28 protein-coding genes are annotated in these 26,095 nt (G+C 63.4%); 13 read left to right on the forward strand and 15 right to left on the reverse strand.

Features of this window, described 5'->3' with window-relative positions:
* Position 1 precedes the first annotated feature (1 nt).
* The 9 genes from Q1A06_RS14825 to Q1A06_RS14865 all read left to right on the forward strand — a co-directional run bounded on the left by Q1A06_RS14825 (position 2) and on the right by Q1A06_RS14865 (position 9,250).
* Complete coding sequence (locus tag Q1A06_RS14825) at positions 2 to 1,228, forward strand: acyl-CoA dehydrogenase family protein (protein ID WP_299565253.1); 1,227 nt, start codon at positions 2 to 4, stop codon at positions 1,226 to 1,228.
* Positions 1,229 to 1,276: 48 nt separating this feature from the next.
* Positions 1,277 to 2,425 carry a TAXI family TRAP transporter solute-binding subunit gene (locus tag Q1A06_RS14830; RefSeq protein ID WP_299565255.1) on the forward strand — a complete coding sequence of 383 codons (1,149 nt, stop codon included), beginning with the start codon at positions 1,277 to 1,279 and terminating at the stop codon, positions 2,423 to 2,425.
* A 67-nt stretch (positions 2,426 to 2,492) separates the two neighbouring features.
* Positions 2,493 to 4,460 carry a TRAP transporter fused permease subunit gene (locus Q1A06_RS14835; protein ID WP_299565258.1) on the forward strand — a complete coding sequence of 656 codons (1,968 nt, stop codon included), beginning with the start codon at positions 2,493 to 2,495 and terminating at the stop codon, positions 4,458 to 4,460.
* Between the two features lies 1 nt (position 4,461).
* Positions 4,462 to 4,902 (forward strand): PaaI family thioesterase, encoded by a 441-nt coding sequence (locus Q1A06_RS14840; RefSeq protein WP_299565261.1) that lies wholly within the window; start codon positions 4,462 to 4,464, stop codon positions 4,900 to 4,902.
* A 33-nt stretch (positions 4,903 to 4,935) separates the two neighbouring features.
* Complete coding sequence (locus tag Q1A06_RS14845; protein ID WP_299565264.1) at positions 4,936 to 5,712, forward strand: 3-oxoacyl-ACP reductase family protein; 777 nt, start codon at positions 4,936 to 4,938, stop codon at positions 5,710 to 5,712.
* 1 nt (position 5,713) lies between these two features.
* Positions 5,714 to 6,109 carry an OB-fold domain-containing protein gene (locus Q1A06_RS14850; RefSeq protein WP_299565267.1) on the forward strand — a complete coding sequence of 132 codons (396 nt, stop codon included), beginning with the start codon at positions 5,714 to 5,716 and terminating at the stop codon, positions 6,107 to 6,109.
* Positions 6,106 to 7,251 (forward strand): thiolase, encoded by a 1,146-nt coding sequence (locus tag Q1A06_RS14855; protein ID WP_299565270.1) that lies wholly within the window; start codon positions 6,106 to 6,108, stop codon positions 7,249 to 7,251. The genes Q1A06_RS14850 and Q1A06_RS14855 overlap by 4 nt, the downstream gene beginning before the upstream one ends.
* 495 nt (positions 7,252 to 7,746) lie before the next feature.
* Positions 7,747 to 8,586 carry a fumarylacetoacetate hydrolase family protein gene (locus tag Q1A06_RS14860; protein ID WP_299565273.1) on the forward strand — a complete coding sequence of 280 codons (840 nt, stop codon included), beginning with the start codon at positions 7,747 to 7,749 and terminating at the stop codon, positions 8,584 to 8,586.
* 145 nt (positions 8,587 to 8,731) lie between these two features.
* Complete coding sequence (locus Q1A06_RS14865) at positions 8,732 to 9,250, forward strand: GNAT family N-acetyltransferase (protein ID WP_299565275.1); 519 nt, start codon at positions 8,732 to 8,734, stop codon at positions 9,248 to 9,250.
* Here the strand turns inward: Q1A06_RS14865 and hemC are convergent.
* Positions 9,247 to 10,191 (reverse strand): hydroxymethylbilane synthase, encoded by a 945-nt coding sequence (gene hemC / locus Q1A06_RS14870; protein ID WP_299565278.1) that lies wholly within the window; start codon positions 10,189 to 10,191, stop codon positions 9,247 to 9,249. The two genes, Q1A06_RS14865 and hemC, sit on opposite strands and share 4 nt — an antisense overlap.
* A 101-nt stretch (positions 10,192 to 10,292) precedes the next feature.
* Between hemC and hemE the strand changes: the two genes are divergently transcribed.
* The gene (gene hemE, locus Q1A06_RS14875; RefSeq protein ID WP_299565281.1) at positions 10,293 to 11,327 is read left to right on the forward strand and encodes a uroporphyrinogen decarboxylase; all 1,035 of its coding nucleotides are present in this window, start codon (positions 10,293 to 10,295) and stop codon (positions 11,325 to 11,327) included.
* A gap of 459 nt (positions 11,328 to 11,786) precedes the next feature.
* On the opposite strand, the gene idi is transcribed toward hemE, so the two are convergent.
* A complete protein-coding gene (gene idi, locus Q1A06_RS14880; RefSeq protein WP_299565284.1) occupies positions 11,787 to 12,308 on the reverse strand; it encodes an isopentenyl-diphosphate Delta-isomerase in 522 nt (173 codons plus the stop codon).
* A gap of 401 nt (positions 12,309 to 12,709) precedes the next feature.
* On the opposite strand from idi, the gene Q1A06_RS14885 reads away from it, so the two are divergent.
* Positions 12,710 to 13,183 carry a c-type cytochrome gene (locus tag Q1A06_RS14885; protein ID WP_299565287.1) on the forward strand — a complete coding sequence of 158 codons (474 nt, stop codon included), beginning with the start codon at positions 12,710 to 12,712 and terminating at the stop codon, positions 13,181 to 13,183.
* 173 nt (positions 13,184 to 13,356) lie between these two features.
* Here the strand turns inward: Q1A06_RS14885 and Q1A06_RS14890 are convergent, their stop codons facing one another.
* Genes Q1A06_RS14890 through Q1A06_RS14940 form a run of 11 tightly spaced genes read right to left on the reverse strand, consistent with a single transcriptional unit; the run spans position 13,357 to position 22,105 of the window.
* Entirely contained in the window at positions 13,357 to 14,250 is an 894-nt protein-coding gene (locus tag Q1A06_RS14890) for a FoF1 ATP synthase subunit gamma (protein WP_299565290.1), read from the reverse strand.
* Positions 14,234 to 15,772, reverse strand: a complete 1,539-nt coding sequence (locus Q1A06_RS14895; protein ID WP_299565293.1) for a F0F1 ATP synthase subunit alpha — start codon at positions 15,770 to 15,772, stop codon at positions 14,234 to 14,236. The genes Q1A06_RS14890 and Q1A06_RS14895 overlap by 17 nt, the downstream gene beginning before the upstream one ends.
* Positions 15,762 to 16,532: a F0F1 ATP synthase subunit B gene (locus Q1A06_RS14900; RefSeq protein WP_299565296.1), complete on the reverse strand. Its 771-nt coding sequence runs from the start codon at positions 16,530 to 16,532 to the stop codon at positions 15,762 to 15,764. The genes Q1A06_RS14895 and Q1A06_RS14900 overlap by 11 nt, the downstream gene beginning before the upstream one ends.
* A 3-nt stretch (positions 16,533 to 16,535) precedes the next feature.
* Entirely contained in the window at positions 16,536 to 16,823 is a 288-nt protein-coding gene (locus Q1A06_RS14905) for a F0F1 ATP synthase subunit C (RefSeq protein ID WP_299565299.1), read from the reverse strand.
* On the reverse strand, positions 16,820 to 17,515 hold the full coding sequence (locus Q1A06_RS14910) for a F0F1 ATP synthase subunit A (RefSeq protein WP_299565302.1): 696 nt from the start codon (positions 17,513 to 17,515) through the stop codon (positions 16,820 to 16,822). Before Q1A06_RS14910 ends, Q1A06_RS14905 begins: the two co-directional genes overlap by 4 nt.
* Positions 17,512 to 17,799 carry an ATP synthase subunit I gene (locus Q1A06_RS14915; RefSeq protein WP_299565305.1) on the reverse strand — a complete coding sequence of 96 codons (288 nt, stop codon included), beginning with the start codon at positions 17,797 to 17,799 and terminating at the stop codon, positions 17,512 to 17,514. Before Q1A06_RS14915 ends, Q1A06_RS14910 begins: the two co-directional genes overlap by 4 nt.
* Entirely contained in the window at positions 17,796 to 18,083 is a 288-nt protein-coding gene (locus Q1A06_RS14920) for an AtpZ/AtpI family protein (protein ID WP_299565308.1), read from the reverse strand. Before Q1A06_RS14920 ends, Q1A06_RS14915 begins: the two co-directional genes overlap by 4 nt.
* On the reverse strand, positions 18,080 to 18,490 hold the full coding sequence (locus tag Q1A06_RS14925; protein ID WP_299565311.1) for an ATPase: 411 nt from the start codon (positions 18,488 to 18,490) through the stop codon (positions 18,080 to 18,082). The genes Q1A06_RS14920 and Q1A06_RS14925 overlap by 4 nt, the downstream gene beginning before the upstream one ends.
* Positions 18,487 to 19,881, reverse strand: a complete 1,395-nt coding sequence (gene atpD / locus Q1A06_RS14930; RefSeq protein WP_299565314.1) for a F0F1 ATP synthase subunit beta — start codon at positions 19,879 to 19,881, stop codon at positions 18,487 to 18,489. The genes Q1A06_RS14925 and atpD overlap by 4 nt, the downstream gene beginning before the upstream one ends.
* Complete coding sequence (arcC, locus tag Q1A06_RS14935) at positions 19,878 to 20,801, reverse strand: carbamate kinase (protein WP_299565317.1); 924 nt, start codon at positions 20,799 to 20,801, stop codon at positions 19,878 to 19,880. Before arcC ends, atpD begins: the two co-directional genes overlap by 4 nt.
* Positions 20,802 to 20,860: 59 nt before the next feature.
* Positions 20,861 to 22,105, reverse strand: a complete 1,245-nt coding sequence (locus Q1A06_RS14940) for an arginine deiminase (RefSeq protein ID WP_299565319.1) — start codon at positions 22,103 to 22,105, stop codon at positions 20,861 to 20,863.
* Between the two features lie 281 nt (positions 22,106 to 22,386).
* Here Q1A06_RS14940 and Q1A06_RS14945 point away from each other — a divergent pair, with 281 nt between their 5' ends.
* Together Q1A06_RS14945 and Q1A06_RS14950 are read left to right on the forward strand one after the other, a co-directional pair.
* Positions 22,387 to 23,784: a bifunctional enoyl-CoA hydratase/phosphate acetyltransferase gene (locus Q1A06_RS14945; RefSeq protein ID WP_299565322.1), complete on the forward strand. Its 1,398-nt coding sequence runs from the start codon at positions 22,387 to 22,389 to the stop codon at positions 23,782 to 23,784.
* Positions 23,781 to 24,956 (forward strand): acetate/propionate family kinase, encoded by a 1,176-nt coding sequence (locus tag Q1A06_RS14950; protein ID WP_299565324.1) that lies wholly within the window; start codon positions 23,781 to 23,783, stop codon positions 24,954 to 24,956. Before Q1A06_RS14945 ends, Q1A06_RS14950 begins: the two co-directional genes overlap by 4 nt.
* Positions 24,957 to 24,967: 11 nt before the next feature.
* On the opposite strand, the gene Q1A06_RS14955 is transcribed toward Q1A06_RS14950, so the two are convergent.
* Entirely contained in the window at positions 24,968 to 25,546 is a 579-nt protein-coding gene (locus Q1A06_RS14955) for a hypothetical protein (RefSeq protein ID WP_299565326.1), read from the reverse strand.
* Between the two features lie 62 nt (positions 25,547 to 25,608).
* Positions 25,609 to 26,091, reverse strand: a complete 483-nt coding sequence (locus tag Q1A06_RS14960) for a bacterioferritin (RefSeq protein ID WP_299565328.1) — start codon at positions 26,089 to 26,091, stop codon at positions 25,609 to 25,611.
* Between the last annotated feature and the right edge of the window lie 4 nt (positions 26,092 to 26,095).

Consider the following 26,095-nt stretch of genomic DNA (forward strand, 5'->3'; position numbering starts at 1 on the left):
CATGGATTTTAGCGACAGCCCCGAAGAAGCTACCTTTCGCGCAGACGCGCGGAGCTGGCTGGATGCCAACGCAGCCCTGCGGGACGGCAGCGAGAAAGCTCAGGATCACTTTATGGCCCGCGACGCCGACGAGGTCGCGCGGGCGCGTGACTGGCAGGCCCGCAAAGCCGAAGCGGGATGGGCAGGACTGACCTGGCCGCGCGCCTTCGGCGGACGCGACGCGACGCCGATCGAACAGGTGATCTGGAATCAGGAAGAAGGACGCTATGCCGTACCGCCCAACGCCTTCCTGATCGGCATCGGTCTGGTCGGGCCGACGGTCATGATCCACGGCACCGAGGCCCAGAAAGCCGCGGTCCTCCCGCGCGCCCTAACCGGCGAGGATATCTGGTGTCAGTTGTTTTCCGAACCCGCCGCCGGATCCGATCTGGCAGGCATACGCACCCGTGCGCGGCGCGACGGCGACGACTGGGTGATCTCCGGCCAGAAAGTCTGGACTTCGGGCGCGCATTATTCCAGCCACGGCATCCTTTTGGCACGCACCGACCCGCAGGTGCCCAAGCACAAGGGGTTGACCATGTTCCTCGTGGACATGTCGGATCCGGCCATCGAAACCCGTCCGATCCGCCAGATTTCGGGCGGTGCCAGCTTCAACGAAGTGTTCATCGACGACCTGCGCGTACCGGACAGCGCCCGCCTGGGCGGCGAATCCGAAGGCTGGAAGGTGGCGTTGACGACGCTGATGAACGAACGGTTCAGCATCTCTGTTGGCCGCGCCAGCGGCGGGGCCCGCGCGGAGGAACTGATTGCTCTTGCCACCCGCGTCGAACGCAACGGACGCCCGGCCATCGAGGACGGCGAAGTGCGCGCACGTATTTCCGATTTCGTCGCGCGGCAGCGCGGACTGGAATTCACCTCCTACCGGGTCATGACGTCGCTTTCGCGCGGTGAGGCACCGGGCGAGGAAGGCTCTATCGGAAAGCTGCTGCTGGGCAAGCTGCGTCAGGAGATGGCCGCCTTCGGGATGGAACTGGCCGGGACGGCGGCGGGCATTTCGGCCAAAGCCGGAGACGATGCGGCGCGCTGGCGCAACGAATATCTGACCGCCCCCGGTAACCGCATCGCCGGCGGCTCGGACGAAATCCAGCGTACGATCATCGGCGAACGCATTCTCGGGCTGCCGCCCGACATTCGCGTGGATAAGAGCGCGCCATTCTCGGACCTATAAGCTTACCGCCCGGTCGCGCCGGAATAAACCAACAAGGAGGAGACAAACATGAACTTCAGATGGACAAGTATCGCTGCTGCCGGGTGTCTGGCGATGGCCGCGCCGGTCGGCGCGCAGGACATCGAGCTGCCCGACGTCATCGCCTGGTCGGCCTATGACACGGGGTCGGCGGGCCACGCGCATTCAATTGCCATCGGTAATATGATGCGCAGCCGGTTCGGCACGACGATCCGGGTGCTTCCGGGGCGCAACGACGTCTCGCGGATGACGCCTCTCAAGAATGGCACGGTGGATTACTGCCTGTGCGGGATCGCGTCCTACTTCGCCGGCGAAGGGGTGTTCCTGTTCGCCGCGCCGGAATGGGGTCCACAGCCGATCCGCGCTGTGCTTCAGGCCGTGGGTGACTACGGTCTGGGTGTGGCGGTCGCGGCCGATGCCGGTATCGAGACGGTTGCCGATCTCAAGGGCAAACGGGTTGGCCGCGCCGCCAGTTCACCCGCGATTGATGTCAATATGGAGGGCCTGCTGGCCTTTGCAGACCTGACATGGGACGATGTGGAGGCAGTCGAGTTTTCGGGCTATGTGAATTCTCTCAAGGGCATTCTGGAAGATCGCGTGGACGCCGCCTTTGCGCTGACGACAACCACCGTGAACTATCAGATCGAATCCAGCCCCCGGGGCCTCAAGTGGCTTGAAACACCGGCGGACGATGCCGAAGCCTGGGCCCGTTATACCGGGGTCACGCCCTTCGTAACGCCGCACATGGTGTCGGTGGGGCCAGCGATCGACCCCGCCTCGCCGTTGCCGATGGCGCAGTACCCCTATCCCATCCTCGTGACCGAAGCCGATCAGGATACCACCGAGGTGCGCAACATCGTCGCCGCCATGGATGCGGGATTTGACGAATACAAGGACGCCGCCCCCGGCGCCAATGCCTACGGGGTAGATCGCCAGATCCTGTCCTGGGTGATGCCGTGGAGCGACGGCAGCGTTGCCTATTTCAAGGAAAAGGGCCTCTGGACGGATGATGCTCAGGAAAATCAGGACGTGATGGTCGATCGGCAGAACGTTCTGTTGGACGCCTGGAAAGGCTTCGTCGACGGCGCCCCGGAGGATGAGGATGCGTTCACCGCTGCCTGGATGAAGGTGCGCGCCGAAGCGCTGGAAGCCGGCGGTCACGAGGTCTTTTTCCGCTGAAACGGCGCGGCGCTTTTCGGGCGCCGCGTATCATCGGATAGGCTGGGACAACATGGGGAAATCGGGCATGCCACAGGAAATACAGGACGAAGCGGCACAGCCGGCGGGCATGGGCACCCTGCCCCCCTCCCTTCGCGGACTGCTTGCCGCATCGGCGATTCTGTTGTCGGCGGCGTCAATCAACCATCTCTTCAATCTCGGGTTCTTCATGAACATCCGCCTGCTCGAGATTCATTACCTCTACGTGATGCTGCTGCTGACGTTACCGCTCGTTTACCTGATCTTTCCGTGCAGCAAGACGAACCCGCATGGGTCAACGCGGTGGTGGGATTACTTTCTTGCCCTTCTGGCGCTGATCACCTGCGCGTTCTTTGCCTATTACGGGCGCAGCGTGGTCAACAAAGGCTGGGATTTCGCGGCCCCCACCCATGCCGTGATTGCCAGCTTTGCCTTCTGGTTCCTGCTGCTGGTGGCGGCGCGGCGTACCGGCGGATGGATGCTTTTCGGCGTGATCCTGATGTTTTCCGTCTATCCGATGATCGCCGATTATGCGCCGGGGCCGATTCAGGGGTTCCAGCGCCCGCCCGTTGAGACGGCGATCTTCCACGCCATGAGCGGCGAAAGCGTTCTGGGCATCCCGATGCGCAGTTTCGTCAATCTTGTCGTTGGCTTCATGATTTTCGGGGTCGCGATGCAGCACACCGGGGCGGGGCCGTTCTTTATCGACATCGCCTTTTCCGCGCTCGGACATGTCCGGGGCGGACCTGCCAAGGTCGGCGTTCTGACCAGCGGGCTGACCGGCTCGATGAGCGGCAGCGTCATCACCAATGTGCTCACCACCGGCTCGATCACCATTCCGGCCATGAAAAAGGTGGGCTTCCTGCCCAGCTATGCCGCCGGGATCGAGGCGGCAGCCTCGACCGGAGCGGTGTTGATGCCCCCGATCATGGGCGCCACCGCTTTTGTCATGGCCAGCTTTCTGCTGACCGATTACACAAACATCGTGGTTGCGGCGGTGCTTCCCTCGCTGCTTTATTTCTTTGCCCTGTTCGCCCAGATCGACGCTTACTCAGCGCGCAACGGGCTGAAAGGCGTGCCGCGTGCCGAACTCCCCAGGTTCGGCAAGGTGCTGCGTGAAGGCTGGTACTTCCTCGCCGTCTTCGGGCTTCTCATCTGGATGCTGCTCTATCTCAAGCGCGAGGCGATTGCCCCGTTCTATGCGACCGCGTTGCTGATCGTTCTGAACCAACTGCTGTCGAAATCGCGCTGGGGGCGGCAGGAACTGATGAACTTTCTTGTGGCGACGGGGCGGCTGTTTGTCGAACTGGTGGCGATCCTCGCGGCAGTCGGGCTGATTGTCGGCGGGCTGGCGGTGACCGGCATGTCGGGCACGATTTCGAACGATCTTCTATTCATCGCAGGCGGCAACACCTTCCTGCTGCTGCTTCTGGGGGCTTTGACCAGCTTCATCCTCGGGATGGGCATGACGGTAACGGCAGCCTACGTCATCCTTGCCGTGTCTTTGGCCCCGGCCCTGATCGCCGGCGGGCTTGATCCGATCGGCGTGCATCTGTTCATCCTCTACTGGAGTATGCTGAGCTACATCACCCCGCCCGTGGCGCTGGCGGCTTTCGCCGCGGCGGCGATTGCACAGGCCCGGCCCTTCGCTGCCGCCTACGAGGCGATGAAGCTGGGCACCATCATCTATATCGTGCCCTTCTTCTTTGTGCTCGACCCCGCGTACACCTTGCAGGCGGGGTTGGTCGACAGTGCCTTGACGGTCCTGCGCGCGGGTATCGGTGTCCTGCTGATCTGCGCCGGATTGCAGGGGTACCTGCTGGGTGTCGGTCGTATCGAACCCGGCCCCAGGGGCGCGGTGGCACGGATTTTGCTCGGGATTGCCGGGTTGGCCTTCGCCTTGCCCGCGACCCCGATGCTGGCCATCCCGATTCCCGGCGCGGTTGGGGCCGGTGTCGCGATCACGGTGCTGGCGGCGGTCATCGTGGCGTTTTCGCGCGATCGAAAGGCCGCCTGAGATGAGCGCGCAGGATGGCAAACCCGAGATGCCGGCCCCGTTCAACGCCTTGCTGGGCGTCCGCTTCGTTTCCTGGTCCGAGGGCAGGGCGGAATTGCAAATGAAGATCGCCCACGACCACCTGAACGGCGCGTTCGCGGTGCACGGCGGGGTCTACGCAACACTGCTGGATAACGCGGTCACGTTTTGCGCCGCCTTTGCGGGCGAAGGCCGTCCCGGTCATCGCTGCCTGACACTTTCGCTCACCACCAGTTTTGTCGGACCAGCGGTCGAGGGCGACACGCTGACGGCACGCGCGCACATCGCCGGAGGCGGGCGCAAGCTGGTGTTCGCGCAAGGCGAGATTGTCAATCAGGACGGACTACGCCTGGCGCATGGCGATGCGGTGATCAAGCGGGTCGCGCCATCGTCCAGCGAACCCGGACGAAGCGGCGGCAACTGAATCGTGACCAGCAAACGAAATGAGGAGAGAGAAATGATCAATCCGATGTCATTGGAAAATCAGGTAATTATCGTCACCGGTGCCGGGCAGGGTATTGGCCGCGGGGTAGCGCAACTGGCGGCCGAGCTAGGCGCCAAGGTCGTTGTGAACGATCTTAACGAAGACGGGGTCAAGGAAACTGCTGAACAGATCGGCGGCAATGCCCGCGCCCTTGTCGGGAACGTGGCCGATCCGGACTTTCCCGAGAAACTGGTGAAATTCGCGCTTGACGAATTCGGGGACATCAACGGGCTGGTGAACAACGCCGGCATCGTGCGCGCCGCGATGATCCACAAGATGGACCGTGCCACATGGCAGCAGGTCATCGACGTCAATCTCACCGGCGTCTTCGCCTGCCTGCAGGCCGTGGGCAGCTATTACAGGGATCAGGCCCAGAAAGACCCGGACAGCGCGGCGCGCCGTGCCATCGTCAATATTTCCTCCGATGCCGGCCGCCGCGGCACGATCGGACAGATCAACTATGGTGCCGCCAAATCCGGCGTGCTTGGCCTCACGATGAGCGCCGCGCGCGAATGGGGCCGTTACAGGATTAACGTCAACTCGGTCTGTTTCGGAATGGTCGAAACGCCGATGACCGAAACGATCCGCTCGGACAAGTTCGCCGACAAATACATGGCACAGATCCCGATGGGGCGTATGAGCACCCCCGAAGAAGTGGCGCAGCCGGTCTGTTTCCTGTTGTCAAACGCGGCATCCTACATCACCGGCCAGCACCTGAGCGTGAATGGCGGCTATCACATTGGATTCTGAGATGACTGATATGAAAAACAGCCCGGGGCCAGACGCCGTCTTTGCCGCCAAGCTGGCCGAGGGCGTCTTCGAGATCCAGAAATGCGGTGCCTGCGGTGCGCATGTCTTTCATCCGCGCGTGATCTGCCCGACCTGTGGCAGCGCAGACCTTGAATGGGTGGCACCCACGGGGCGGGGAACGATCTATGCGCGGACGGTTGTGCGTCGAAAGCCGGAAAGAGGCGGCGATTACAACGTGGTGCTTGTGGACCTCGAAGAAGGTGTTCGGATGATGTCGCGCGTGGACGGCATGGCGCATGACGAAATCGCCGCCGGACTGAAGGTCAGCGCATCGGTCGGCGAAGGGGCGGACGGCGGACCTGCCGTCATCTTCCAGCCCGAAGGAGGTGTATCATGAGTTTGCGGGGAAAAGCCGCCATCGTCGGCGCCGCGCTGGCTGGCTGTGGCGAGGCCCATGGCAAGAGCGCGATGGAAATCACCGTCGAGGCCGTGCATGGCGCGCTGGCCGATGCCGGGGTGTCGCTTGGCGACGTCGATGCCATTGCCACCTGTCAGCCGCTGGACATGCTGTCAGGGCTGACGCTGGCGCAGGAACTTGGGCTGAACCCCAAGTTCACCATGAACAACCGCATGGGCGGCTCGTCGTTCCTGTCGCACACGCTCTGGGCCGCCATGCTGCTGGAGCTGCGGCTCGCCGATACCGTGCTGATCTGCTACGGATCGAACCAGCGCACCGCCTCGGGCAAGCTGATGACGGCGCTTGGGCTGCCAACCTACGAAGCGCCCTATAAGCCGATGTTCCCGCTGTCGTCCTACGCGCTTGCGGCGGACCGCCACATGACCCAGTTCGGTACCACGCGCGAACAGCTGGCCGATGTGGCGGTATCCGCGCGCGCATGGGCGCAAAAGAACCCCGAGGCGTTCATCCGCGATCCCCTGACGCGCGAGGATGTCATTGCCTCGCGGTTGGTCTCGGATCCGCTGCGGGTGCGCGACTGCTGTCTTGTCACCGACGGCGGCGGCGCGATCGTGATGCGGCGGGCCGAGACGGCCAAAGATCACCCCAGGCCTCCGGTCTATCTGCTGGGGGGCGGCGAAGGTACGACCCATCGCGACATTTCCGAAATGCCGGACCTGACCGTGACCGGGGCCGCCCAATCCGGCGCGTTGGCGATGGGCATGGCCGGCGTCAAGCCCGCCGACATTGACGTGGTGCAGCTTTACGATGCCTTCACCATCAACGTGATCCTGTTCCTTGAGGATCTGGGCTTTTGCAAGAAAGGCGAAGGCGGCGCGTTCGTGGAAAACGGCGGCATCGCGCCCGGCGGTCATCTGCCGGTCAACACCAACGGCGGCGGGCTGTCCTGCGTGCATCCCGGGATGTACGGCATCTTCACGCTGGTCGAAGCGGTGCGTCAGCTGCGCGGCGACGCCGGAGACCGCCAGATCGCGGGTGCCGAGCTGGCTCTGGCGCACGGCAACGGCGGTGTCCTGTCCAGTCAGGTCACGAATATTCTGGGCACCGAGTCGACGCTCTGATCAACGGATCGACACAATAAAAAATGGCCGTCCGTCGAAGGGCCGCCAATCATATCTGCCTGCGGTGTTGCGGATCGGTTGCAGGGTCGCCGCCAAACCCTGCCATTTCTCGATAAGCGCCTCCGGATTCCCGGTTTCGCAACATATCCCTGGTTGGGCCGCAGCCTCGGTTCGGTCGCCGAAAGTGGTCAAAATCTTGCCGCCGTACAACGCAAAGTCGTCATCGCCGTCGCGTCGGTGGTCGGATGCGTACCTGCCGGCGCGCATGGTGCGTCTTCTACGATGTCGAGTGTCCTCGCTACACCTCTCGAAAGTTCCGTCATACCGCGATCCGGTGGCTGTACATCAAACCGCAAACCCGCACGATGCAACCGTCATCTGTTGACCCACATCAATCCCCGCGGCCCTTGGACGACGTCGCGGCGGCGAGCGTTTTGCCTCTCCACACCCGCTGGAAAAACGCTAGACTGGGGCGAACGATAAAGGAAGACCGCCATGAAACTTGCCCGTATCCGCACCGCTGACGGCATTCGTCCCGCGCTCGTCGATGATGCCGGCACCCCGCGCGACATCTCCGGTGTGGTCGCGGACATCACCGCAGCGACGGTGACACCGGACCAGATGGCCGCCCTGCGCCGCCTCTCGCCCGACGACTATCCCAAGATCAAAGGCGCCTATGCGCCGGTGCTGGATGACGTGCGCCGGATGTTCTGCATCGGGCTGAACTATTCCGATCATGCGGCCGAAGCCGGGATGCCGATCCCCGAACAGCCCATTCTGTTCATGAAAGTATGCCCCGTGACCGGCGCGGAGGATCCTATCGTGCTGCCCAAAGGCTCGGAAAAGACCGATTGGGAGGTGGAGCTGGGCGTGATCATCGGCACTGCGGCGCATCATGTGGAAGAAACCGCGGCACTGGATCATGTTGCGGGTTACTGCGTGATCAACGACGTCTCGGAACGTGCTTTCCAGTCCGAAATGGGCGGGCAATGGGTCAAGGGAAAATCCTGCGACAGCTTCGGCCCCGTCGGTCCATGGCTGGTCAGCGCCGACGAGATCCCCGACCCGCAAACGCTCGATCTCTATCTCGATGTGAACGCAGAGCGGCGGCAGACCGGCAATACCGCCAACATGGTGTTCACCGTGGCGCAAATCGTCAGCTATCTGAGCCGCTTCGTTACGCTGATGCCAGGTGATATGATCTCTACCGGCACACCGCCGGGCGTGGGGATGGGGATGAAACCGCAGCAATTCCTGCGCGCGGGCGACACTGTCGAACTGGGCGTGGCCGGGCTGGGCGTGCAGCGCCAGAACGTCGTAGCCTATACCCCGTAACCACCACCGCTAATGGGTGGACGCCGCGCCCCCTGTCCGTCAACGCGCCCAAGATCATCGCAATCGAGAGCGTGCATTCGAATCTGGTCAACGCGCTCGACCATCTGTAGAAGCCATGCACGATCAGTTACGCCGGTTGTTCTCCATGGATCATTCACTCCCGCTCGATATGACCTTGAATGACGGTACCGTCATTCACATCCGCGCCATCGGACCGGACGACTGCTGCCTGCTGAGCCAGGGCTTCGCGCAACTGTCTCAGGATTCGCGCTTCATGCGGTTTCTGGGCGCACATCCAACCCTGTCAAACGCGGAACTCGACACCTATACCGCGCCAAGCGACACAGACCATGTCGCCATCGGTGCGATGGCCGGCGATGTGCCGGTCGCGACCGCCCGTTTCGTTGTGATGAAAGACGTGACACGCGCCGAAATCGCCTTGACTGTGGTTGACGCCTATCAGGGCAAAGGCGTCGGATCGGCGCTGTTACGGACGCTGGCCGCAATTGCCCGAGAGCGCCGCATCACCACGTTTCTCGCCCTGGTCCACGCCGAGAACCGACCCATGCGCGACCTGCTCAGGCGGTTCGGGGCAATACGGATCCGCAAGGAAGGAACCGAGGAAGAGCTTGAACTTGATCTGAATACGCTGAGCTCCCCCTAGCGCCAGTCGAAGAACTTCGGCCCCGCCTGATCCAGAAGCTTCTGCGCCATCTGCGTGCCTGCCTGCGCCCCGTCTTCGATCGGGCATGTCACGGCATCGGCAATCGCCTCGGATCCGTCCGGGCGCAAAACCTCGCCTCGCAGATGCAAGGCACCACCGTCCAACTCCGCAAGACCCGCGATCGGCGTCTCGCACGATCCGTCGAGCTTTAACAGAAAGGCCCGCTCCGCCGCGAGGCGTTGGCCCGTCGTCGCATCGTGGATCGCGGACAGCATCTCGGCCATCCGTCCATCATCGACCCGCCGTTCGATCCCGATGGCCCCCTGTGCCACGGCCGGCAACATCACATCCGTCTCAATCGCGGCCTTCGGCACCTCGTCCATGGCAAGCCTGTTAAGCCCCGCCATCGCCAGAAACGTCGCAGCGGCGACACCCTGCTCCAGCTTCATCAAACGGGTCTGCAGGTTGCCACGAAACTCCACCACCTCCAGATCGGGCCGCCTGAGTTTCAGCTGCGCGCGCCGCCGCAGCGACGATGTGCCGACGACGGTCCCCGCCGCAAGATCCGCCAGCGACGATACGGTCGGCGAGATGAACGCATCGCGCACATCCTCGCGCGGCAAATAGGTATCGAGGATCAACCCCTCGGGCTGCAACGTCGGCATGTCCTTCATGGAATGCACCGCGATATCGATCTGACCCGATAGCAGATCCGCCTCGATCTCGCGGGTGAACAACCCCTTGCCACCGATCTCCTTCAGGGGGCGGTCGATGATCTTGTCCCCCGTGGTCTTGATCACGACGATGGTGAACGCCTCGAACGGCAGATCGAAGGATTGCGCCAGCCGCTCGCGTGTTTCATGCGCCTGCGCAAGGGCCAAAGGCGATCCACGGGTGCCGATTTTCAGCGGTTGGGCGGGGGTAGGAAGGTTGAAGTTCATTGCGCAGTCCTAGCCCCGTAAACCTGGCCTGACAACTCTTGTATCGGCCCCTGCGGGCGGTGCATGGTACGCCGACGCAATTTGCAACGAAGAGAAATCTCATGACCGCCCAGAAAACCATTCTCCGCGCATTGGCCGGTGAAACACTGCCCACACCACCGATATGGATGATGCGTCAGGCGGGACGCTATCTGCCCGAATACCGCGCCACCCGCGCACAGGCGGGCGATTTTCTGAAACTGTGCTACAACCCCGATCTGGCTGCCGAAGTCACCCTGCAACCGATCCGGCGCTACGGTTTCGATGCTGCGATCCTGTTCGCCGATATTCTGCTGGTGCCGCAGGCGCTTGGTGCGGATCTATGGTTCGTCACTGGCGAGGGCCCGCGCCTCTCCACCATCACCACCCGCGCCGAATTCGACAAGCTTCTGCCGCCCGACGCGATCCACGACCATCTGTCGCCGATCTACGAGACGGTCAGGATCGTGTCGCGCGAATTGCCGTCCCAAACCACGCTCATCGGTTTCGCCGGTGCGCCCTGGACCGTCGCAACCTACATGATCGCCGGACGGGGCACCCCAGATCAGGGCCCCGCCCACGCGCTCAAATCCGAAAACCGCGCCGTGTTCGACGCGCTCATGGACCGGATCACCGAGGCCACGATCCATTACATGTCCGCGCAAATCGACGCGGGCGCCGAAGTGGTCAAGATTTTCGACAGCTGGGCCGGTTCCCTTCAAGGCGATGATTTCACCGACTACGCGATCAAACCGATGCAACGCATCACTGCCGCGCTCAAAGAAAAACATCCCGGCATCCCCGTCATCGCCTTCCCGCGCGGTGCGGGCGAAAGGTATCAGGGCGCACACAGGGCCATCGGCGCCGATTGCATCGCCGTTGACGATGGCGTTACCGCCGAATGGGCCGCCGCCCACGTCCAACCCGATGGCTGCGTTCAGGGCAATCTGAAATCCTCGCATATGGTCACCGGTGGTGATGCCCTGGTGTCCGAAACCCGCCGTATCGTAGATGCTTTCTCCAAAGGCCCGCATATTTTCAATCTCGGCCACGGCATCACGCCGGACGCCGACCCCGAAAATGTGCAACTGATGATCGACACCGTCCGCACCGGCTGACCCGCCTATTTCTTTTGGCCGAAAATATCCCGGGGGAATCGCTGCCCGGCAGGGCAGCGATGGGGGCTGGCCCCCTGCCCGCTTCAAATCAGACTGGCCTCGCAGAATGTAATAACGAGTGTCGGGAACGCGCGGCCCCGATCCCGCGGCGGCGGCCCTGTTTCGCCCGAAGATCGCGTAGATCGCATTGGATGGTACAGGTCGCAATGTCCGGCTGATCTGTAACCACCTTCGCTTGTCGGTCGCGTGGGGCGTGTTCATCCTTATGCAGGTCATCGCGATAGGCACGGCTGCGGACAGAGGGTTCATCTGGCCGCATGACAACGGTAAGGTATAGTTCAACCAAGAAGGTCGTGACAAAAAGGACAGTACCGGATTTCTGCGCAAGGAGGGCGGGGTTTCGGGCGCGCACAATCCAACGGGTTCGATGCGGTACTGCGTGAACGCCCGCAACGTGCCTTAGCCGAATATCAGCGCGCTGTGCTCGGCCATGTAGATGCGCAACCACGGCGTAAAGATCTGCGGCGTCTGCGCAATCTCCTCCCGCAATTGCGCAGGCGTGACCCATCGCGTGTCCATTACCTCGTCGGGATTGAGTTGCACATGCAGGTCCCTCTGTGCCTCCACGACAAATACTTCGACCAGTTCGTGTTCGGTCATCCCGTCGCCGACGTCGGCACGGTATTCGACCTGACCGCGATGTTCTGCGGTAATGCCACGAATACCCAGTTCTTCGTCCAGACGCCGCGTGGCGCAGATCATGTCCGGCTCATCCCACTCGGGATGGGTGCAGCAAGTATTCGCCCATAGGCCAGGCGTATGATATTTGCACAGCGCACGTTGCTGGAGCAGCAGCGCACCGTCCGCCAGGACAAACACCGAAACGGCCTTGTGTCGCAATCCGCGCAGATGGGTATCAAGCTTTTCGACCGGTTGCAGGGTATCACCGACCCAGGCGGGTATCTTTGTTTCTGTCTTCATATGTCCGTCACGCAGAGTAAGGTCCGTGTCTCCGAAACGAGTACTGTCAAATGTGCCAAGTTCTTAACCCCGATTTACAAATCCGCCAAGGGCCGTGTGCTAATCAATTTTTTGTTCATTTGCACCCAATACGTCAACCTTTGAACGTCAAGAGCGTAACACGGCACGCCGGGAGGGACCGCAGGCAATGACATGGTTGCCTGACGATAAGGAGCGGCAACGGGTTCGAACAGGCATGGAAAAAATGGACCGTAACATGTTCAGATCAGTGCGGCGCGCTGTCGCCGCACCGCCGAAACCGAAACGACCGGGTGCGTCAATTTCGCTGTGGACATTGTTTCGAGGCGGGCTTTACCTTGTGCCGTCGCGCTCTAACTAAGGCGCAAGAAGAGGAGAATATTATGAGACTATTCGCAGCAACAGCACTCGGCATGGCGCTCGCCGCCGCACCAGCCTTCGCAGACGAACACGCGAGCGGCGATGCGCAAGCAGGCGAAAAAGTGTTCAACAAGTGCAAGGCGTGCCACGTCATCACCGACGCCGACGGCGAAACGATCGTCAAGGGCGGTCGCACCGGTCCGAATCTTTACGGAATCTACAACCGCACGGCCGGCTCTGTCGAAGACTTCCGCTATGGCGATTCGCTCGTTGAAGCTGGCGAGAACGGCCTTGAGTGGAACGAAGAAGAATTCGCAGGCTATGTCGCCGATCCCAAAGGTTTTCTGGCCGAATACAATGACGACACGCGCGCACGCTCGAAAATGTCGTTCAAACTGCGTGACGATGAAGAAGCCAAGAACGTCTGGGCTTATCTTGTATCGGTCGGCCCCGAAGTCGAAATGGATGAGGAAGAAGAAACCGGCAGCGACAGCTGATTTTCTTCGCATGTCGATGATCAACAAGGGCGGCACCCCGAGGGTGTCGCCTTTTCTATTGAATCTGGCAGCGCCCAAGCCCCTGCCCTTTGCGGCTACCGGAGCCGCACTTCAAGTATCGCTTACATTTTCCCTCTTTGGCGAACCGACAGTGAAGCGGCTTTCCCGTGCCGTCACCCCGACGTTTTCCGCCCTTTTAACGCCTCGAAGCCGATAATTACATCCAAAAGCTCGGTCGTGATCTCATCCTGCCGCACCGTGCGCGTTTCCGACATCAACGCATCCAGCCGGTCATCCACGGATTGCTCGGCCTGTTGCATTAACGCAAGCCGCGCGGCGTTCTCGGTGACAAGGGCTTCGGCCGCAGCCCTGAACAGGCTTGCAAACAGATGTCCGCGGATCAGCGCCACAAACAAATCCCCCGATTCCATGGTATAATGCGGCAGGCTGCGCGAAACCCACGGTGTGCTTTGCAGCTCCTGCACCAACCCGGGGTCAAGCGGCAGTAACGGCGCGACGACGGGTGCCCGCATTCCGCCCTCGCTGCGCGCGAAATACGCCAGCGACACGGCAACCTCGCGCGGAAGATGACGCGTGCGCAGATCATCGAGCCGCCGGGTCAGCAGATTGGCGAGCCGCCCGATGCCATCGACGGACGCCGGAGGAAAAAGTGCCTTTTCGACGTCGATCCCTTGATCAGCAAGGGCATCCGCCATCCGCGCGCCGATGCACAGGACAGTCTGCACGCGACCCGGCGCGCTGCCGATGGTGCGCGCAACATGGTGGGCCAGGGCTTCGTTGTAGTTGCCGCACAACCCGTGATCAGAACCGAAGACGACCATAACCCGCGCCGCCGCTGCACCGCGCGCGGCGTGCACCGGCCCCGTTTGCGAAAGAAATGCGTGCAGCCCCTCCAGAACTGTCGCGTGATACGCCTCGATGGCGCGGGCGGCGTGTTCATAGGGGGCGGCGTTAATGACTGACAGTGTTTTCATCGTGTGCACCACACTGCGGATGCCCGTCATGCTGGTCGTGCGCCGGGCCAGCGCCTCAAGGGTCTGGGTCATGCGACTTTTCCAGATTTTCCAGCGCCAGCGCGCCAAGTGCCGCCATCCGCGCCCGCGCGGCATCGTCAAAGGGCACATTCTGCGCGATCTGCCCGGCGATATCGTCAAGGTCGCGCGCGGCGGCCTGACGGACCGCATGCATCGCTGACTGCATGCGGGCCTCGTCCAGCCCGTCGAACTGTCCATCCATCGCCGCGATCAGAACGGCAAGCTGTTCGACCGCCGGGATCGGATCGCGTTCGGCCTGCCGCAGCGACAACCGCACCGCCGCGCCGCGTTTCAACCGCGCGCGCGTCGCATCGTCAAGCCGGGTGCCGAACCGCGCGAAATCCTCCAGCTCTTCGAACTGCGAAAGGGTCACGCGCAGGTTTCCCGCCACCGACCGGAACGCGCGGCTTTGCGCCTTGCCCCCCACCCGGCTGACCGACACTCCTAGATCCACCGCCGGAAACTGGTTCTTGCGGACCAGACGCGGCGACAGATAGATCTGTCCGTCGGTGATCGAAATGAGGTTGGTCGGGATATAGGCCGACAGGTTTTCCGCCTGCGTCTCGACGACCGGCAGGACGGTGATGGACCCGCCGCCGATCGACGGGGCGAACTGGCCCGCACGTTCAAGAAGCCGTGCGTGAATGTAGAAGATATCGCCTGGAAACGCCTCGCGCCCCGGCGGTCGGCGCAGCAGCAGCGACAGTTCCCGATACGACCGGGCGTGGTGCGTCATATCGTCCAGCACCACCAGAACATCGCGGCCCTGCGCTGCAAACTGCTCGGCCATCGTCATCGCGGCGTAGGGCGCAATATAGGCAAGCCCCGCCGCCCCCTCGTCGCCCGCCGCCACGATCACCGTGCGCCCCATCATCCCACCGTCGCGCACCGCGCCAATGACCTTGGCCACCGCATCGCCGCGCTGCCCTATGGCGCAGTAGATACAGATGACATCGGTGTCCTTCTGGTTCAGGATCGCATCCACCGCGACCGAGGTCTTGCCGGTCTGCCGGTCCCCGATCACCAGTTGCCGCTGTCCCAACCCGATGGGGACCGCCGCATCTATCGCCTTGATCCCCGTCGCCAGCGGGCGGGTGATGGCCTTGCGGTCAAGGATATCGGGCGCTTGCGCCTCTACGGGGTGCCGCGCATCCGCCTTGATCGGCCCGCCGTCGTCCTGCGGATGTCCCAGGGCATCCACCACCCGGCCCAGCAACCCTGCGCCGACCTGCGTACTCACCACCCTGTGCGTCCGCATCACCCGTTCCCCCACGACGATATCCGCCGACGGCCCCAGCAGCACGACGCCCAGCCGCCCCGGTTCCAGATCCAACACGATGCCCTGCACGCCACAGGCAAACTGCAAAAGCTCATCCGAAAGCGCGCGCGCCAATCCCGTCACGACGGCAATCCCGTCGGCCACCTCGGCCACCTGCCCGACCTCGCTGATGCGGGGCGGCGGTGCGGGACTGTCCAGCAGCGCCCGGACAAGCGTCTCGGGATGCGGCCGCAGTATCCTGATATCATTGTCCATGCGAAGCAGGTTCCAGATCGCCACCACCGGCCAGCCGCGCGGTGATCGACGCGTCCAGCCCGTCGACGTAGGACTCGACCGTCCAGGCCAGCTGCGCCCCGCCCATGCGCATCACCAGACCGGGCGACTGATCCGCATCCGTTTCAAATTCGACGGTCACACCGGTAAACGCCGCCGCGATTGCGCTACGCAGCGTTTCGCGCACATCCGAACCAAGCGGCGCGCGGCTTGAAATCACGGCCTCCGTCGCCTGTCCCGCAGCGGTGCGCAAATCAGCCGCCACTGTCTCGATCCTTGCGATCAGGTGCCGTGCCACCCGTTCCTCGAACGTGTCGTCCGCCAGATCCGTCAGCGCCTTGCGCGTGAGCGACAACAGCGCATCGGCCCCGATGTCCTGCAATCTCGCAGCATATTTTTTCGCTTCCGCCGCCAGCTGCGCCTGCCAGCCGGCCTGCTCCTGCTCCATCGCCGCGCGGGCGTCCGCCAGCAGGGTGTCGCGCTGTTCCTCGGCCTTACGGCGCACCGTCTCCATCATATCCGCCTGCGCCACGTTCAGCGCCCGCAACTTTTCCTCATAGGCCTCTTCGCGCGCCTTCGCCGCTTCCTTCACCGTCTCCGCCTCGCGCATGCGGGCGGTGATTTCCGCCTCGCGGGCGTCGATCCCGTCAAGAATGGGCCGGTACAGGAACCGCTTGAGCAGCCACACGAGCACCAGAAAATTGGCGATCTGTGCCGCGACAGTGATCCAGTCGATGGACACGGGTCAGTTCCCTGCGCCCTGCGCCGCTTCCAGCGCGGCAATCCAGAACGGATTGGCAAAGATCAGGATCATCGCAACGACAAAGCAATAGATCGCCGTGGATTCGATCATTGCAAGGCTCACGAACAGGGTGCGCGAAATGGTCGGTGCCGCATCGGGCTGCTGCGCGATGGAGTTCAACGCAGTCGATGCCGCGCGCCCCTCGCCAAGCGCGGGACCGATGGCGCCGATGGAAACGGTCAGCCCGGCGGTAAAGATCGAGATGCCGGCGATAAGTCCAAGGTCTGTCATGGATTGTCCTTTTCGGAATGGGAAGGGGGCGGCGGTGCGGTCGCGCTGGAAATATAGACCGTCGCGAGGATCGCGAAGATATAGGCCTGGATCATGCCGGTCAGCAGGCCCAACACGTCCATCACCACCGGAAAGAAGAACGGCGCGACGCTAAGCAGGATCGCGGCGATCACCGCCCCGCTCATGATGTTGCCGTAAAGGCGGATGGCCAGAGAGACGCCGCGCGAAAACTCCGAGATGATGTTGAACGGAAGCATGACGACCGACGGCTGCACATAGGTCTTGAGGTATCCGCCGATGCCCCGGTTCGACACGCCGAACATCGGCACAGCGATCAGAACCGACAGCGCCAGCGCCGTGGTGGTCGACAGCGACGATGTCGGCGGCTCGAACCCCGGCACGACCAGCAGCAGGTTCGACACGGCAACGAACAGAAATAGCGTCCCCGCGAAATACAGCAGATGGCGCGACGGCCCGGGTGCGATCTCTGCGATCTGGCTCTGGATGCCCTGCACGATCACCTCCAGCGTCGTGCGCCAGCGGTTGGGCGGCACATCCGGGCGCAGCCTGCGCGTGATCAGCATTGAAGCCACCGTCAGCAACGCCATCACGATCCAGGTATAGAAAACCGTCGCGTTGATCGCGACGCCCGCAAGCTCGAACATGATGATTTGATCGGGGGTGAGGGTCATGGAGCGTCACCGGCACGGACCAATGTGATCGCGCCCATTCGCACCACGAGAAACGCAAGCGCAAAGCCCGCGAACGCCCAGACGCCGCCCTGCTGCACCACGCCCCACCCCGCTGCGAGCAATACCGCAATGCGCAACGCGGCGCTTAGCGCCAGAAAACCGACCGGCGTGCGCGTGCGCAGGGCGAGCCGCATGCCAACCTTCAGCCCGGCAAAGAACAGGACGCTGAGCACGGCACCAATCGCCAGACCGCCCGCAACCGCCGCCCAGTCAACCTCTGTCATTTGTCACCTCCTTCTCTGCCGACCCATGCCGCTGCAATGAAAGCGCCCAGAACGACGCCCCCGAGGATCAGCGCGATTGTCCATGAAAACCCCTGCGGTGCCACCCGGTCCAGCCAAAGACCCAGAAACGCGCCGCCCACCGTGGGCACCGCGATGGACCAACCGATCATCCCGAAAGTGCCGATGCCGCGCAGCGGACTTGGTCCCGGATCATCGCGGCGCGCCTTCATGCGGCGGGCCTGCCGCGCGATTTCTTCGGTGGATCTGTCGGGTTTCGGTGTCATCCCTGCGGCCTTTTCAGTTCTGCAAAGCGGCGCACCATATCCGCCTCCAGCCGCGACAGCGCGGACCGCGCCTGTCGTTCCTCCTCGTCCATGCGGACAAAGCTCGCCTCGACCGTGTCGCGCAACGTACCAAGGTCCTCCCCCCGCACCCCGCGCAGCGTCGCGACGGTCACATCGCGCCCCTTTTTCACCAGCAGCCCCTCGTCGAGGCCAAAGATCTCTTCGGTCCCGTCGGCCCGCCCGACGGTCAGCACCGACGGCACAAGGGCGGTTACGAAATCGATGTGGTTGGGCAAAATTCCGAACGCGCCGTTCGGGGCCACGCCCGTCAGCCGCGTCGCGGTGCCTTCGAACAAGGTGCGCGTAGGCAGGCGCAGCGTCACATCCATGTCGGTCGCCATGCTCATGGCGTTGCCTCCAGATCGTCGAGACCGCCGATCATGTAGTAGGCGCTTTCCGACAGATCGAATTCGGTCTGCGCCAATATCGTCTCGCAGCCTCGCAACGTGTCCTCGACCGGCACCAACCGCCCTTCGACGCCACTGAACGATCCGGTCGTGAAAAACGGCTGTGTCAGAAATCGTTCAAGCCGCCTCGCGCGCTCGACGGTGGCGCGGTCCGCCGATGACAGTTCTTCAAGACCCAGCATCGCAATGATGTCGCGCAATTCCTCGTATTCGGCCAACGTCCGGCGCACCGCGCGCGCAATGTCATAGTGCCGCTGCCCGACGATTGCAGGCGTCAGCATGACCGAAGCCGATGCCAGCGGATCCACCGCCGGATACAGCCCCTCGCTGGCGCGTTTGCGCGACAGCACCACCGACGCCGACAGATGCGAAAAGATATGCGCCGCCGCCGGATCGGTGAAATCGTCCGCTGGCACGTAAACCGCCTGGATCGACGTGATCGCGCCGCGCTTGGTCGAGGTGATGCGCTCCTCCAGTCCGGCCAGTTCGGTGGCCAGCGTCGGCTGGTATCCGACGCGCGAAGGCATCCGCCCCATCAGCCCAGACACCTCCGATCCCGCCTGAACAAAGCGAAAGATGTTGTCGATCAGCAAAAGCACGTCCTGCCCTTTGTCATCGCGGAAATACTCGGCCATCGTCAGCGCGGACTTGCCCACGAGGAATCGCAGGCCTGGCGCCTCGTTCATTTGCGCAAACAGCATCACGGTCTTTTCGCGCACCCCGGCCTCGCCCATCTCGCGGTACAGCTCTTCGGCCTCGCGCGACCGCTCGCCGATGCCGCAGAACAGGCTAACGCCCTTGTGGTGTTGCACCGTGTTGTTGATCAGCTCGGTGATCAGAACCGTCTTGCCGACGCCCGCGCCGCCGAACAGGCCGGTCTTGCCGCCCCTCTCGATCGGCGACAGCAGGTCGATCGCCTTGATCCCCGTTTCGAGGACCTGCGAATGCAGGACACGTTCTTCCAGCTTCGGCGGCGCGCGGTGGATCGCGCGATGCGCGCGCGCCACGGGGGCAGGCCGCCCATCTATCGGCGCACCGAAGGCGTCGAGCATCCGGCCCAGAACACCTTCACCCACCGGCACCCGGATCGGCCCGCCGGTCGCCCTGACTGTCATGCCAAGGCCCAGACCACGCACCGGCGCCATCGCCATCGCCCGCACCATGCCGTGCCCGATCAGCCCCGCCACTTCCATCGCGACCTCGCCCGCATAGAGCAGATCGTGGATACGCGGCACCGGCCCCTCGAACACGACATCGACAACACCCCCCCGAATGGCGGCGATGCGCCCGTCGGTCGCCTGCGCGGTGTCTGCAAGCGGCGCGGCGGTCATCGGTCTTCGAACGGCTTGTTCGAGACATGAGTGCCCGCCGTACCATCAAGGATTTCAAGCGCATCGGCCAGCCGCCCAATCCCCGCGATACCGCCCCGGTCCACGAAATCACAGGCTGCCGTCAGCTTTGGTCCCATGGATCCGTCCGGCAGGTCCAGCTTGCGCCCCTCCTCCGAGGTGAGCATCCGCAACGGTGTGGCTGCATCGGTGCCGAACCCGTCGTAGACCGCATCGACATCCGTCAGCAGCAACAGCGCATCCGCACCGATATCCGCGGCCAGAAGCGCGCTTGCCGCGTCCTTGTCGATCACCGCCTCGATGCCCACGATACTGTCATCGGCGCGGCGCACCACGGGGATGCCTCCGCCGCCCGCGCAAATCACGATCACTCCCTGATCCAGCAACATCCGCACCACCCGCAGATCGGGAATTTCAATCGGGCGCGGCGACGGCACAACGCGCCGCCAGTCCGCACCGTCCCGCGCAATGCTCCACCCCGCCGCTGCGGCGCGCGCCTGCGCGTCCTCCTGACTATAGACCGGCCCGACGAACTTGGTCGGATTGCCGAACGCAGGGTCCTGCGCGTCCACGACAACCTGCGTCAGCAGCGTGGCGACGGCATGGTCGTGCCCCAGCGCGTTCTCCAGCTCCTGCTCGATCAGATAGCCGATCATGCCCTCGGTCTCGGCCCCCAGCACATCCAGCGGAAAGGTCTCATCGGGCCTGTACGCCGCACCCTGCAACGCCAGCAGACCGACCTGCGGTCCGTTGCCGTGGGTCACGATCAAACGGTGCCCCACGCGCACCACGCGGGCCAGCGCCGCCGCCGCGGTTTTCACATTGGCGCGCTGCGCCTGCGCGGTCAGCGGCTCTGCGCGCTGCAACAGGGCATTGCCACCGACGGCTGCAACCACCAACATATCAGACCTCCCCTTTCACGGCATCTGTCAGACCACTACTGTGAAACATGCATCTGCCCTCAGACCGGGTCGCGCATGGTGGGACAGCTCATGCAATGACCGCCGCCGCGTCCCCGGCCCAACTCGGCCCCGGGAATCGCCAGCACCTCGATGCCTGCCGCCTTCAGCGCGGCGTTGGTGTCATCGTTGCGGTCGTAGCCGATCACCAAACCGGGCCGCAGGGCGAGCACGTTGTTGCCGTCGTTCCATTGCTCGCGCGCGCGCTCTTCGGCGGTCTCACCACCCGTGGGCACAATCTGGAGGGACTTGTATCCCAGCACTTCCGCCACGATGTCGAAGATCGGGCGCGGATCGTGTCGGTATTGCAAAGGCTCCGCGCCCTCGCCGGGGCGAATGTCGTAGCACACCAGCGCGTCCGCGACCTCCTTGAAGGTCGTCACAACGTCTCCGCCGCACAGCGTGAACACCGTGTCCAGATGCATCGCCGCGCGCGATTTCGGCATCGCAAATGCCAGAACCCGCTGCGCCGCACCGGTATCGAACAGCGCCTCGGCCAATTGCCCGACGCCCTGCGGCGAAGACCGCTCGCCCATGCCGACCAGCACCGTACCGTCACCCACAGGCATGATATCGCCCCCCTCGACCGTCGCCAGACCGTGGTCGGTTGTGGGATCACCCCAGTGCACCGTCGTCTTCCCAGCGAATTTCGGATGAAACCTGTAGATCGCTGCGTTCAAGAGCGTCTCCGGCCTGCGGGCGGGCCAGTACATCGGATTGACGGACACGCCGCCAAAGATCCACGCCGAATTGTCGCGGGTGAACAGGGCGTTCGGCAGCGGCGGCAGGATAAACCCATGCGCGCCCAGATAGCTGCCGAACAGCCCCGAAGGCACGAACGGCAGATCATCCACTGCCAGCCCGCCCAGCAGAAATTCCGCCAGCTGCGCACCGGGTAACACATCCAGCCACGCGCGCAACTCCGCGCCCATCCCGACACCGATCTGGTCCGGTCCCAACCTGTGATCAAGGATCCACGCGCGCCCTTCGGGAATGTCCACCGTCTCGGCCAACAGCGTATTGACGTCCAGAACCTCGACGCCCTCGCCGCGCATCGCGGCCACGAAAGCCGCGTGATCCTTCTGTGCCTGCTTGACCCAGAACACATCGTCGAACAACAGCGACTGGCAGTTGGCCGGGGTCAGCCGCCTGTGCGCCAGACCGGGCCGGCACACGATGACCTGCCGCAACCTGCCGGTTTCTGAATGGACCCCCAATGTGCCGGACGCGGCTGTATCTGACGGCATCTGACTGTCTCCTGCTGATCAAGTTGCGTCCGCGTGCCCACCCTTGGGGCGCGTGGCCTGCGCACTGAATGACACCGCGCCGCAGCGCCCGCATTGACGTAGGTCAATCACCGGCCACCGTTGGCCGCTAGTCAGGCGAAAACCTGATCGCAGGGGTGCCCGCGTGCTCCGGTCAGGCGGCTGTGCGCCGCGCGATTGATCTGATAGAAACACCGGGTGCGCATCGCGCGCTTCGACACACGCAGGACTCCGCAAGACCCCGAACCCAAAGGCAGACACAGATGCAATTCATCGAAAACAGAACCTACGAAGAAATCGAGATCGGCGAGACGGCAGAGCTGACGCGCACACTGAAGCCCGAAGATATCGAGATGTTCGCGGTCATGTCGGGCGATGTGAACCCCGCGCACGTCGATTCCGCCTATGCCCGTTCGGACATGTTCCACAAGGTCATCGCCCACGGCATGTGGGGCGGTGCCTTGATATCTGCCGTGCTGGGCACCGAACTTCCCGGTCCGGGTACCATCTACCTCAATCAGAACCTGAACTTTCGCCACCCCGTCGGACTGAACGACACCGTGACGATCCGTGTCACCGTGACAGCAAAGGACGATGCGCAGCATCATGTCGCGCTCGACTGCCTGTGCCTGAACCAGACCGGCGAGACGGTGATCGAAGGGCAGGCAACCGTTATCGCACCGACGGTCAAGGTACGCCGCCCCCGCGTGGCCCTTCCCGAAGTGCACCTGCACGAACGGGGCGCACGGTTCAACGAGCTGATCGATGCGACGGCGGCGCTTGATCCGGTGCGCACGGCGGTCGTGCACCCCTGCGATGCCCTCTCGCTCGAAGGTGCATTGGAAGCGGGCGCGCGCGGGCTGATCGTGCCGGTCCTGATCGGACCAAGGGCCAGGATCGACGCCGTCGCCACCGAGATCGGGCGCGACCTGTCGGGCGTTGAGGTCGTCGATGTGCCCCACAGCCATGCCGCCGCCGAACGTGCGGTCGCACTTGGCCGCGCCGGTGACGTCCACATGTTGATGAAAGGCAAGATTCATACCGACGAGTTGCTCAACCCGGTCGTAAACCGCGACACCGGTCTGCGCACCGAACGCCGGATGAGCCATGTCTTCGTGCTGGACGTGCCGAACTATCCCAAACCGCTGCTGATCAGCGACGCCGCGATCAACATCTTTCCCGACCTGCCGACCAAACGCGATATCGTGCAGAACGCGATCGAGCTCGCCCACGCGCTCGGCATCACTATACCCAAGGTCGCGATCCTGTCGGCGGTCGAAACGGTCACGCCCGACATCCCCTCGACAATCGACGCCGCCGCCCTGTGCAAGATGGCGATGCGCGGCCAGATCACCGGCGGCGTTCTCGACGGGCCGCTGGCCATCGACAACGCCGTGTCCATGGCGGCGGCGCAAACCAAGGGGATCGAATCGCAGGTGGCGGGCCAGGCCGATATCCTGATCGTACCCGATCTGGATGCCGGCAACATGGTGGCCAAACAACTGATTTATCTGGCCGGGGCCGATGCGGCAGGCCTGGTTCTGGGCGCGCGTATTCCGATCGTGCTGACCAGCAGGGCCGACGGCGTCATGTCACGCCTCGCATCTGCGGCGATGGCACAGCTCTATGTCCACCACCACACCGGCGGACATCGGACATGAACGGCGTCTACCTCACGCTCAATGCCGGATCGTCGAGCCTGAAATTCGCACTGTTCGACAGCGCCGCGTCATCGGCGGATCCCCTGCTCAAGGGCACCGTCGCGGGAGTTGGCGGAACCCCTGCCTTTACCGCGCGTGGGGCGGATGGCGCAAAAATCGACACCGGCGTCGCACTGGACGGCGCCAGCGACCATGCGGAGGTGATCGCGCGGCTGCTGCCGTGGCTCGCGGCGCAGCACGCGGGCCGCCCGCTTCTGGCGGTCGGACATCGCGTGGTGCACGGCGGACAGCATTTCCCCGAGCCCACCCGCATCACGCCCCCCGTGCTGGCACAGCTTCAGGACCTCGCCCCCCTCGCCCCGCTGCACCAGCATCACAATCTTGCCGCCATCCGCGCGGTTGCACAGCGCGAACCCGACGTGCCGCAGATCGCCTGTTTCGACACCAGCTTTCACCGCACGCAGAGCCATCTGGCGCAACAGTTCGCCCTGCCCCGCACGCTGACCGACCAAGGCATCATTCGCTACGGCTTTCACGGGCTGTCCTACGATTATATCGCAAGCACCCTGCCCGAACATCTGCAAGACGGCGCCGATGGCCGTGTTGTCGTTGCCCATCTTGGCAACGGATCCAGCATGTGCGCCCTGCACGCCCGTAAAAGCGTGGCGACCACAATGGGCTTCACCGCGCTGGACGGCCTGATGATGGGCAGCCGCTGCGGCACCCTGGATCCCGGTGTCATCCTGCACCTGATCCAGCACGAAGGGATGCGCGCGGACGAGATCGAAACCCTGCTCTACACCCGGTCCGGCCTGCTGGGCGTGTCCGGCACGAGCAACGACATGTACGTTTTGCAAAACACCGATACCGCCTCCGCCCGCGATGCGATCGACATGTTCTGCTACCGCGCCGCTTGCGGGCTTGCCGGGCTGGTGCCGTCGATCGGCGGATTGGACGCGCTGGTCTTTACCGCCGGGATCGGTGAGAACTCCGCGCTGGTGCGCACGAAAATCTGCGGATGGCTCGATTGGCTGGGCGTTTCGCTGGACGATGTCGCGAACGACCAAGCCGCGACAGTGATCAGCGCGGCATCCTCACGGGTGAAGGTTCTGGTCGTCCCAACCAACGAAGAGGCGGTCGTCGCCCGTGCATGCCGCGCGCTCGTGCGCTGATCCACCGCAAATCACGGGTTTGGTGTACCCCCAGACGACGATTGATGCGCGCGGTATCCGACGGCATCCCCGTATTCCAGAAAATCGGCATAGTGACGATGCACGCCCGCCATGCGCTTTGCGTGTTTGATCGGACACCATCGCTTTTCCGTCCGCGCCGCAATCTCGGCCGCATACCCCAGCAACCCGTTGCCATAGGCGCAATACATGCAGTTGAGCTTTTCCAGCCCGTTGAGATACGACAGATGCCTGCGGTCAAAGGTGATGAAATCCGACCGCCTGACCTTTTCGATGCCGTAGGCCGGAAAGCAGACCGCCTGATAAACCGACACGAACAGATCGAGCAGAACAAACGGCACGATGATCGAATAGATCACCGGCGCCGTCAGAACCACCGAAAGCCGCGCACCGGCAAGGTACGACGACAGCTTCTGTTTCAGCGCCCGGTGCTGCGCCTGCGCCTCGCGTTCGAACTCGATCCTGCGGTCCTTGATCCGAAAGCGCAGCTTCTCGCGCCGCCGCTCGAACTCCTGCTCCAGCTCTTCTTCCAAAGCGCGGATTCGCGCGACGATCTCACCGGCCTTGTCCATTCTCCGACAGTCTCCTTTGCCTGCGCTTGCAACAGCACCCGCGCCAATCGTGCCCTGCGCGTCTATCCGCCGGACGACTGGTCGATCTGCATCGAGATGAATGCGGGCTCGCCCATCCGGTCGAGCAAGGACAGCTGCAACTCCAGCCACGACATATGGCCCTCTTCGTCCAGCGCCGTGCGTTCGAACAGATCGCGAGTGCCGATGTCGCGCGCTTCGTCCGCCGTGCGTGCGGCAGTTGTGTAAAATTCAATCGCCTCTCTCTCATCCGCCAGATCCGCCTCGAACATCTTCTTGAGAGACCCGGCCGCCTGCGGCACCTTGGCCGCCTTCAACTCCGGAGTGCCACCCAGAAACACGATACGTTCGGCGTATTGCTCGGCGTGGCCAAGCTCTTCGAGCATTTCGGCCCGCATCTTGGTCGCCAGCTTGTCCAGCCCCCAACTGTCCGCCGTCAGGATGTGCAGCAGGTATTGGTTCACTGCCGCCAGTTCCATCGCCACCGCTGTTTGCAGGTTGCTAAGCGTTTCGGTCTTCTGTGCCATCGGC

Origin of the sequence: uncultured Sulfitobacter sp. (assembly GCF_947497275.1) — a bacterium.
Classification (GTDB): Bacteria; Pseudomonadota; Alphaproteobacteria; order Rhodobacterales; family Rhodobacteraceae; genus Sulfitobacter.

What these genes read in the sequence shown, in the direction of transcription:
- Q1A06_RS14825 (WP_299565253.1), top strand. Translation starts at nt 2, where the DNA reads ATGGATTTTAGCGACAGCCCCGAAGAAGCTACCTTTCGCGCAGACGCG.
- Q1A06_RS14830 (WP_299565255.1), top strand. Translation starts at nt 1,277, where the DNA reads ATGAACTTCAGATGGACAAGTATCGCTGCTGCCGGGTGTCTGGCGATG.
- Q1A06_RS14835 (WP_299565258.1), top strand. Translation starts at nt 2,493, where the DNA reads ATGCCACAGGAAATACAGGACGAAGCGGCACAGCCGGCGGGCATGGGC.
- Q1A06_RS14840 (WP_299565261.1), top strand. Translation starts at nt 4,462, where the DNA reads ATGAGCGCGCAGGATGGCAAACCCGAGATGCCGGCCCCGTTCAACGCC.
- Q1A06_RS14845 (WP_299565264.1), top strand. Translation starts at nt 4,936, where the DNA reads ATGATCAATCCGATGTCATTGGAAAATCAGGTAATTATCGTCACCGGT.
- Q1A06_RS14850 (WP_299565267.1), top strand. Translation starts at nt 5,714, where the DNA reads ATGACTGATATGAAAAACAGCCCGGGGCCAGACGCCGTCTTTGCCGCC.
- Q1A06_RS14855 (WP_299565270.1), top strand. Translation starts at nt 6,106, where the DNA reads ATGAGTTTGCGGGGAAAAGCCGCCATCGTCGGCGCCGCGCTGGCTGGC.
- Q1A06_RS14860 (WP_299565273.1), top strand. Translation starts at nt 7,747, where the DNA reads ATGAAACTTGCCCGTATCCGCACCGCTGACGGCATTCGTCCCGCGCTC.
- Q1A06_RS14865 (WP_299565275.1), top strand. Translation starts at nt 8,732, where the DNA reads ATGGATCATTCACTCCCGCTCGATATGACCTTGAATGACGGTACCGTC.
- hemC (WP_299565278.1), bottom strand. Translation starts at nt 10,191, where the DNA reads ATGAACTTCAACCTTCCTACCCCCGCCCAACCGCTGAAAATCGGCACC.
- hemE (WP_299565281.1), top strand. Translation starts at nt 10,293, where the DNA reads ATGACCGCCCAGAAAACCATTCTCCGCGCATTGGCCGGTGAAACACTG.
- idi (WP_299565284.1), bottom strand. Translation starts at nt 12,308, where the DNA reads ATGAAGACAGAAACAAAGATACCCGCCTGGGTCGGTGATACCCTGCAA.
- Q1A06_RS14885 (WP_299565287.1), top strand. Translation starts at nt 12,710, where the DNA reads ATGAGACTATTCGCAGCAACAGCACTCGGCATGGCGCTCGCCGCCGCA.
- Q1A06_RS14890 (WP_299565290.1), bottom strand. Translation starts at nt 14,250, where the DNA reads ATGACCCAGACCCTTGAGGCGCTGGCCCGGCGCACGACCAGCATGACG.
- Q1A06_RS14895 (WP_299565293.1), bottom strand. Translation starts at nt 15,772, where the DNA reads ATGGACAATGATATCAGGATACTGCGGCCGCATCCCGAGACGCTTGTC.
- Q1A06_RS14905 (WP_299565299.1), bottom strand. Translation starts at nt 16,823, where the DNA reads ATGACAGACCTTGGACTTATCGCCGGCATCTCGATCTTTACCGCCGGG.
- Q1A06_RS14910 (WP_299565302.1), bottom strand. Translation starts at nt 17,515, where the DNA reads ATGACCCTCACCCCCGATCAAATCATCATGTTCGAGCTTGCGGGCGTC.
- Q1A06_RS14915 (WP_299565305.1), bottom strand. Translation starts at nt 17,799, where the DNA reads ATGACAGAGGTTGACTGGGCGGCGGTTGCGGGCGGTCTGGCGATTGGT.
- Q1A06_RS14920 (WP_299565308.1), bottom strand. Translation starts at nt 18,083, where the DNA reads ATGACACCGAAACCCGACAGATCCACCGAAGAAATCGCGCGGCAGGCC.
- Q1A06_RS14925 (WP_299565311.1), bottom strand. Translation starts at nt 18,490, where the DNA reads ATGAGCATGGCGACCGACATGGATGTGACGCTGCGCCTGCCTACGCGC.
- atpD (WP_299565314.1), bottom strand. Translation starts at nt 19,881, where the DNA reads ATGACCGCCGCGCCGCTTGCAGACACCGCGCAGGCGACCGACGGGCGC.
- arcC (WP_299565317.1), bottom strand. Translation starts at nt 20,801, where the DNA reads ATGTTGGTGGTTGCAGCCGTCGGTGGCAATGCCCTGTTGCAGCGCGCA.
- Q1A06_RS14940 (WP_299565319.1), bottom strand. Translation starts at nt 22,105, where the DNA reads ATGCCGTCAGATACAGCCGCGTCCGGCACATTGGGGGTCCATTCAGAA.
- Q1A06_RS14945 (WP_299565322.1), top strand. Translation starts at nt 22,387, where the DNA reads ATGCAATTCATCGAAAACAGAACCTACGAAGAAATCGAGATCGGCGAG.
- Q1A06_RS14950 (WP_299565324.1), top strand. Translation starts at nt 23,781, where the DNA reads ATGAACGGCGTCTACCTCACGCTCAATGCCGGATCGTCGAGCCTGAAA.
- Q1A06_RS14955 (WP_299565326.1), bottom strand. Translation starts at nt 25,546, where the DNA reads ATGGACAAGGCCGGTGAGATCGTCGCGCGAATCCGCGCTTTGGAAGAA.
- Q1A06_RS14960 (WP_299565328.1), bottom strand. Translation starts at nt 26,091, where the DNA reads ATGGCACAGAAGACCGAAACGCTTAGCAACCTGCAAACAGCGGTGGCG.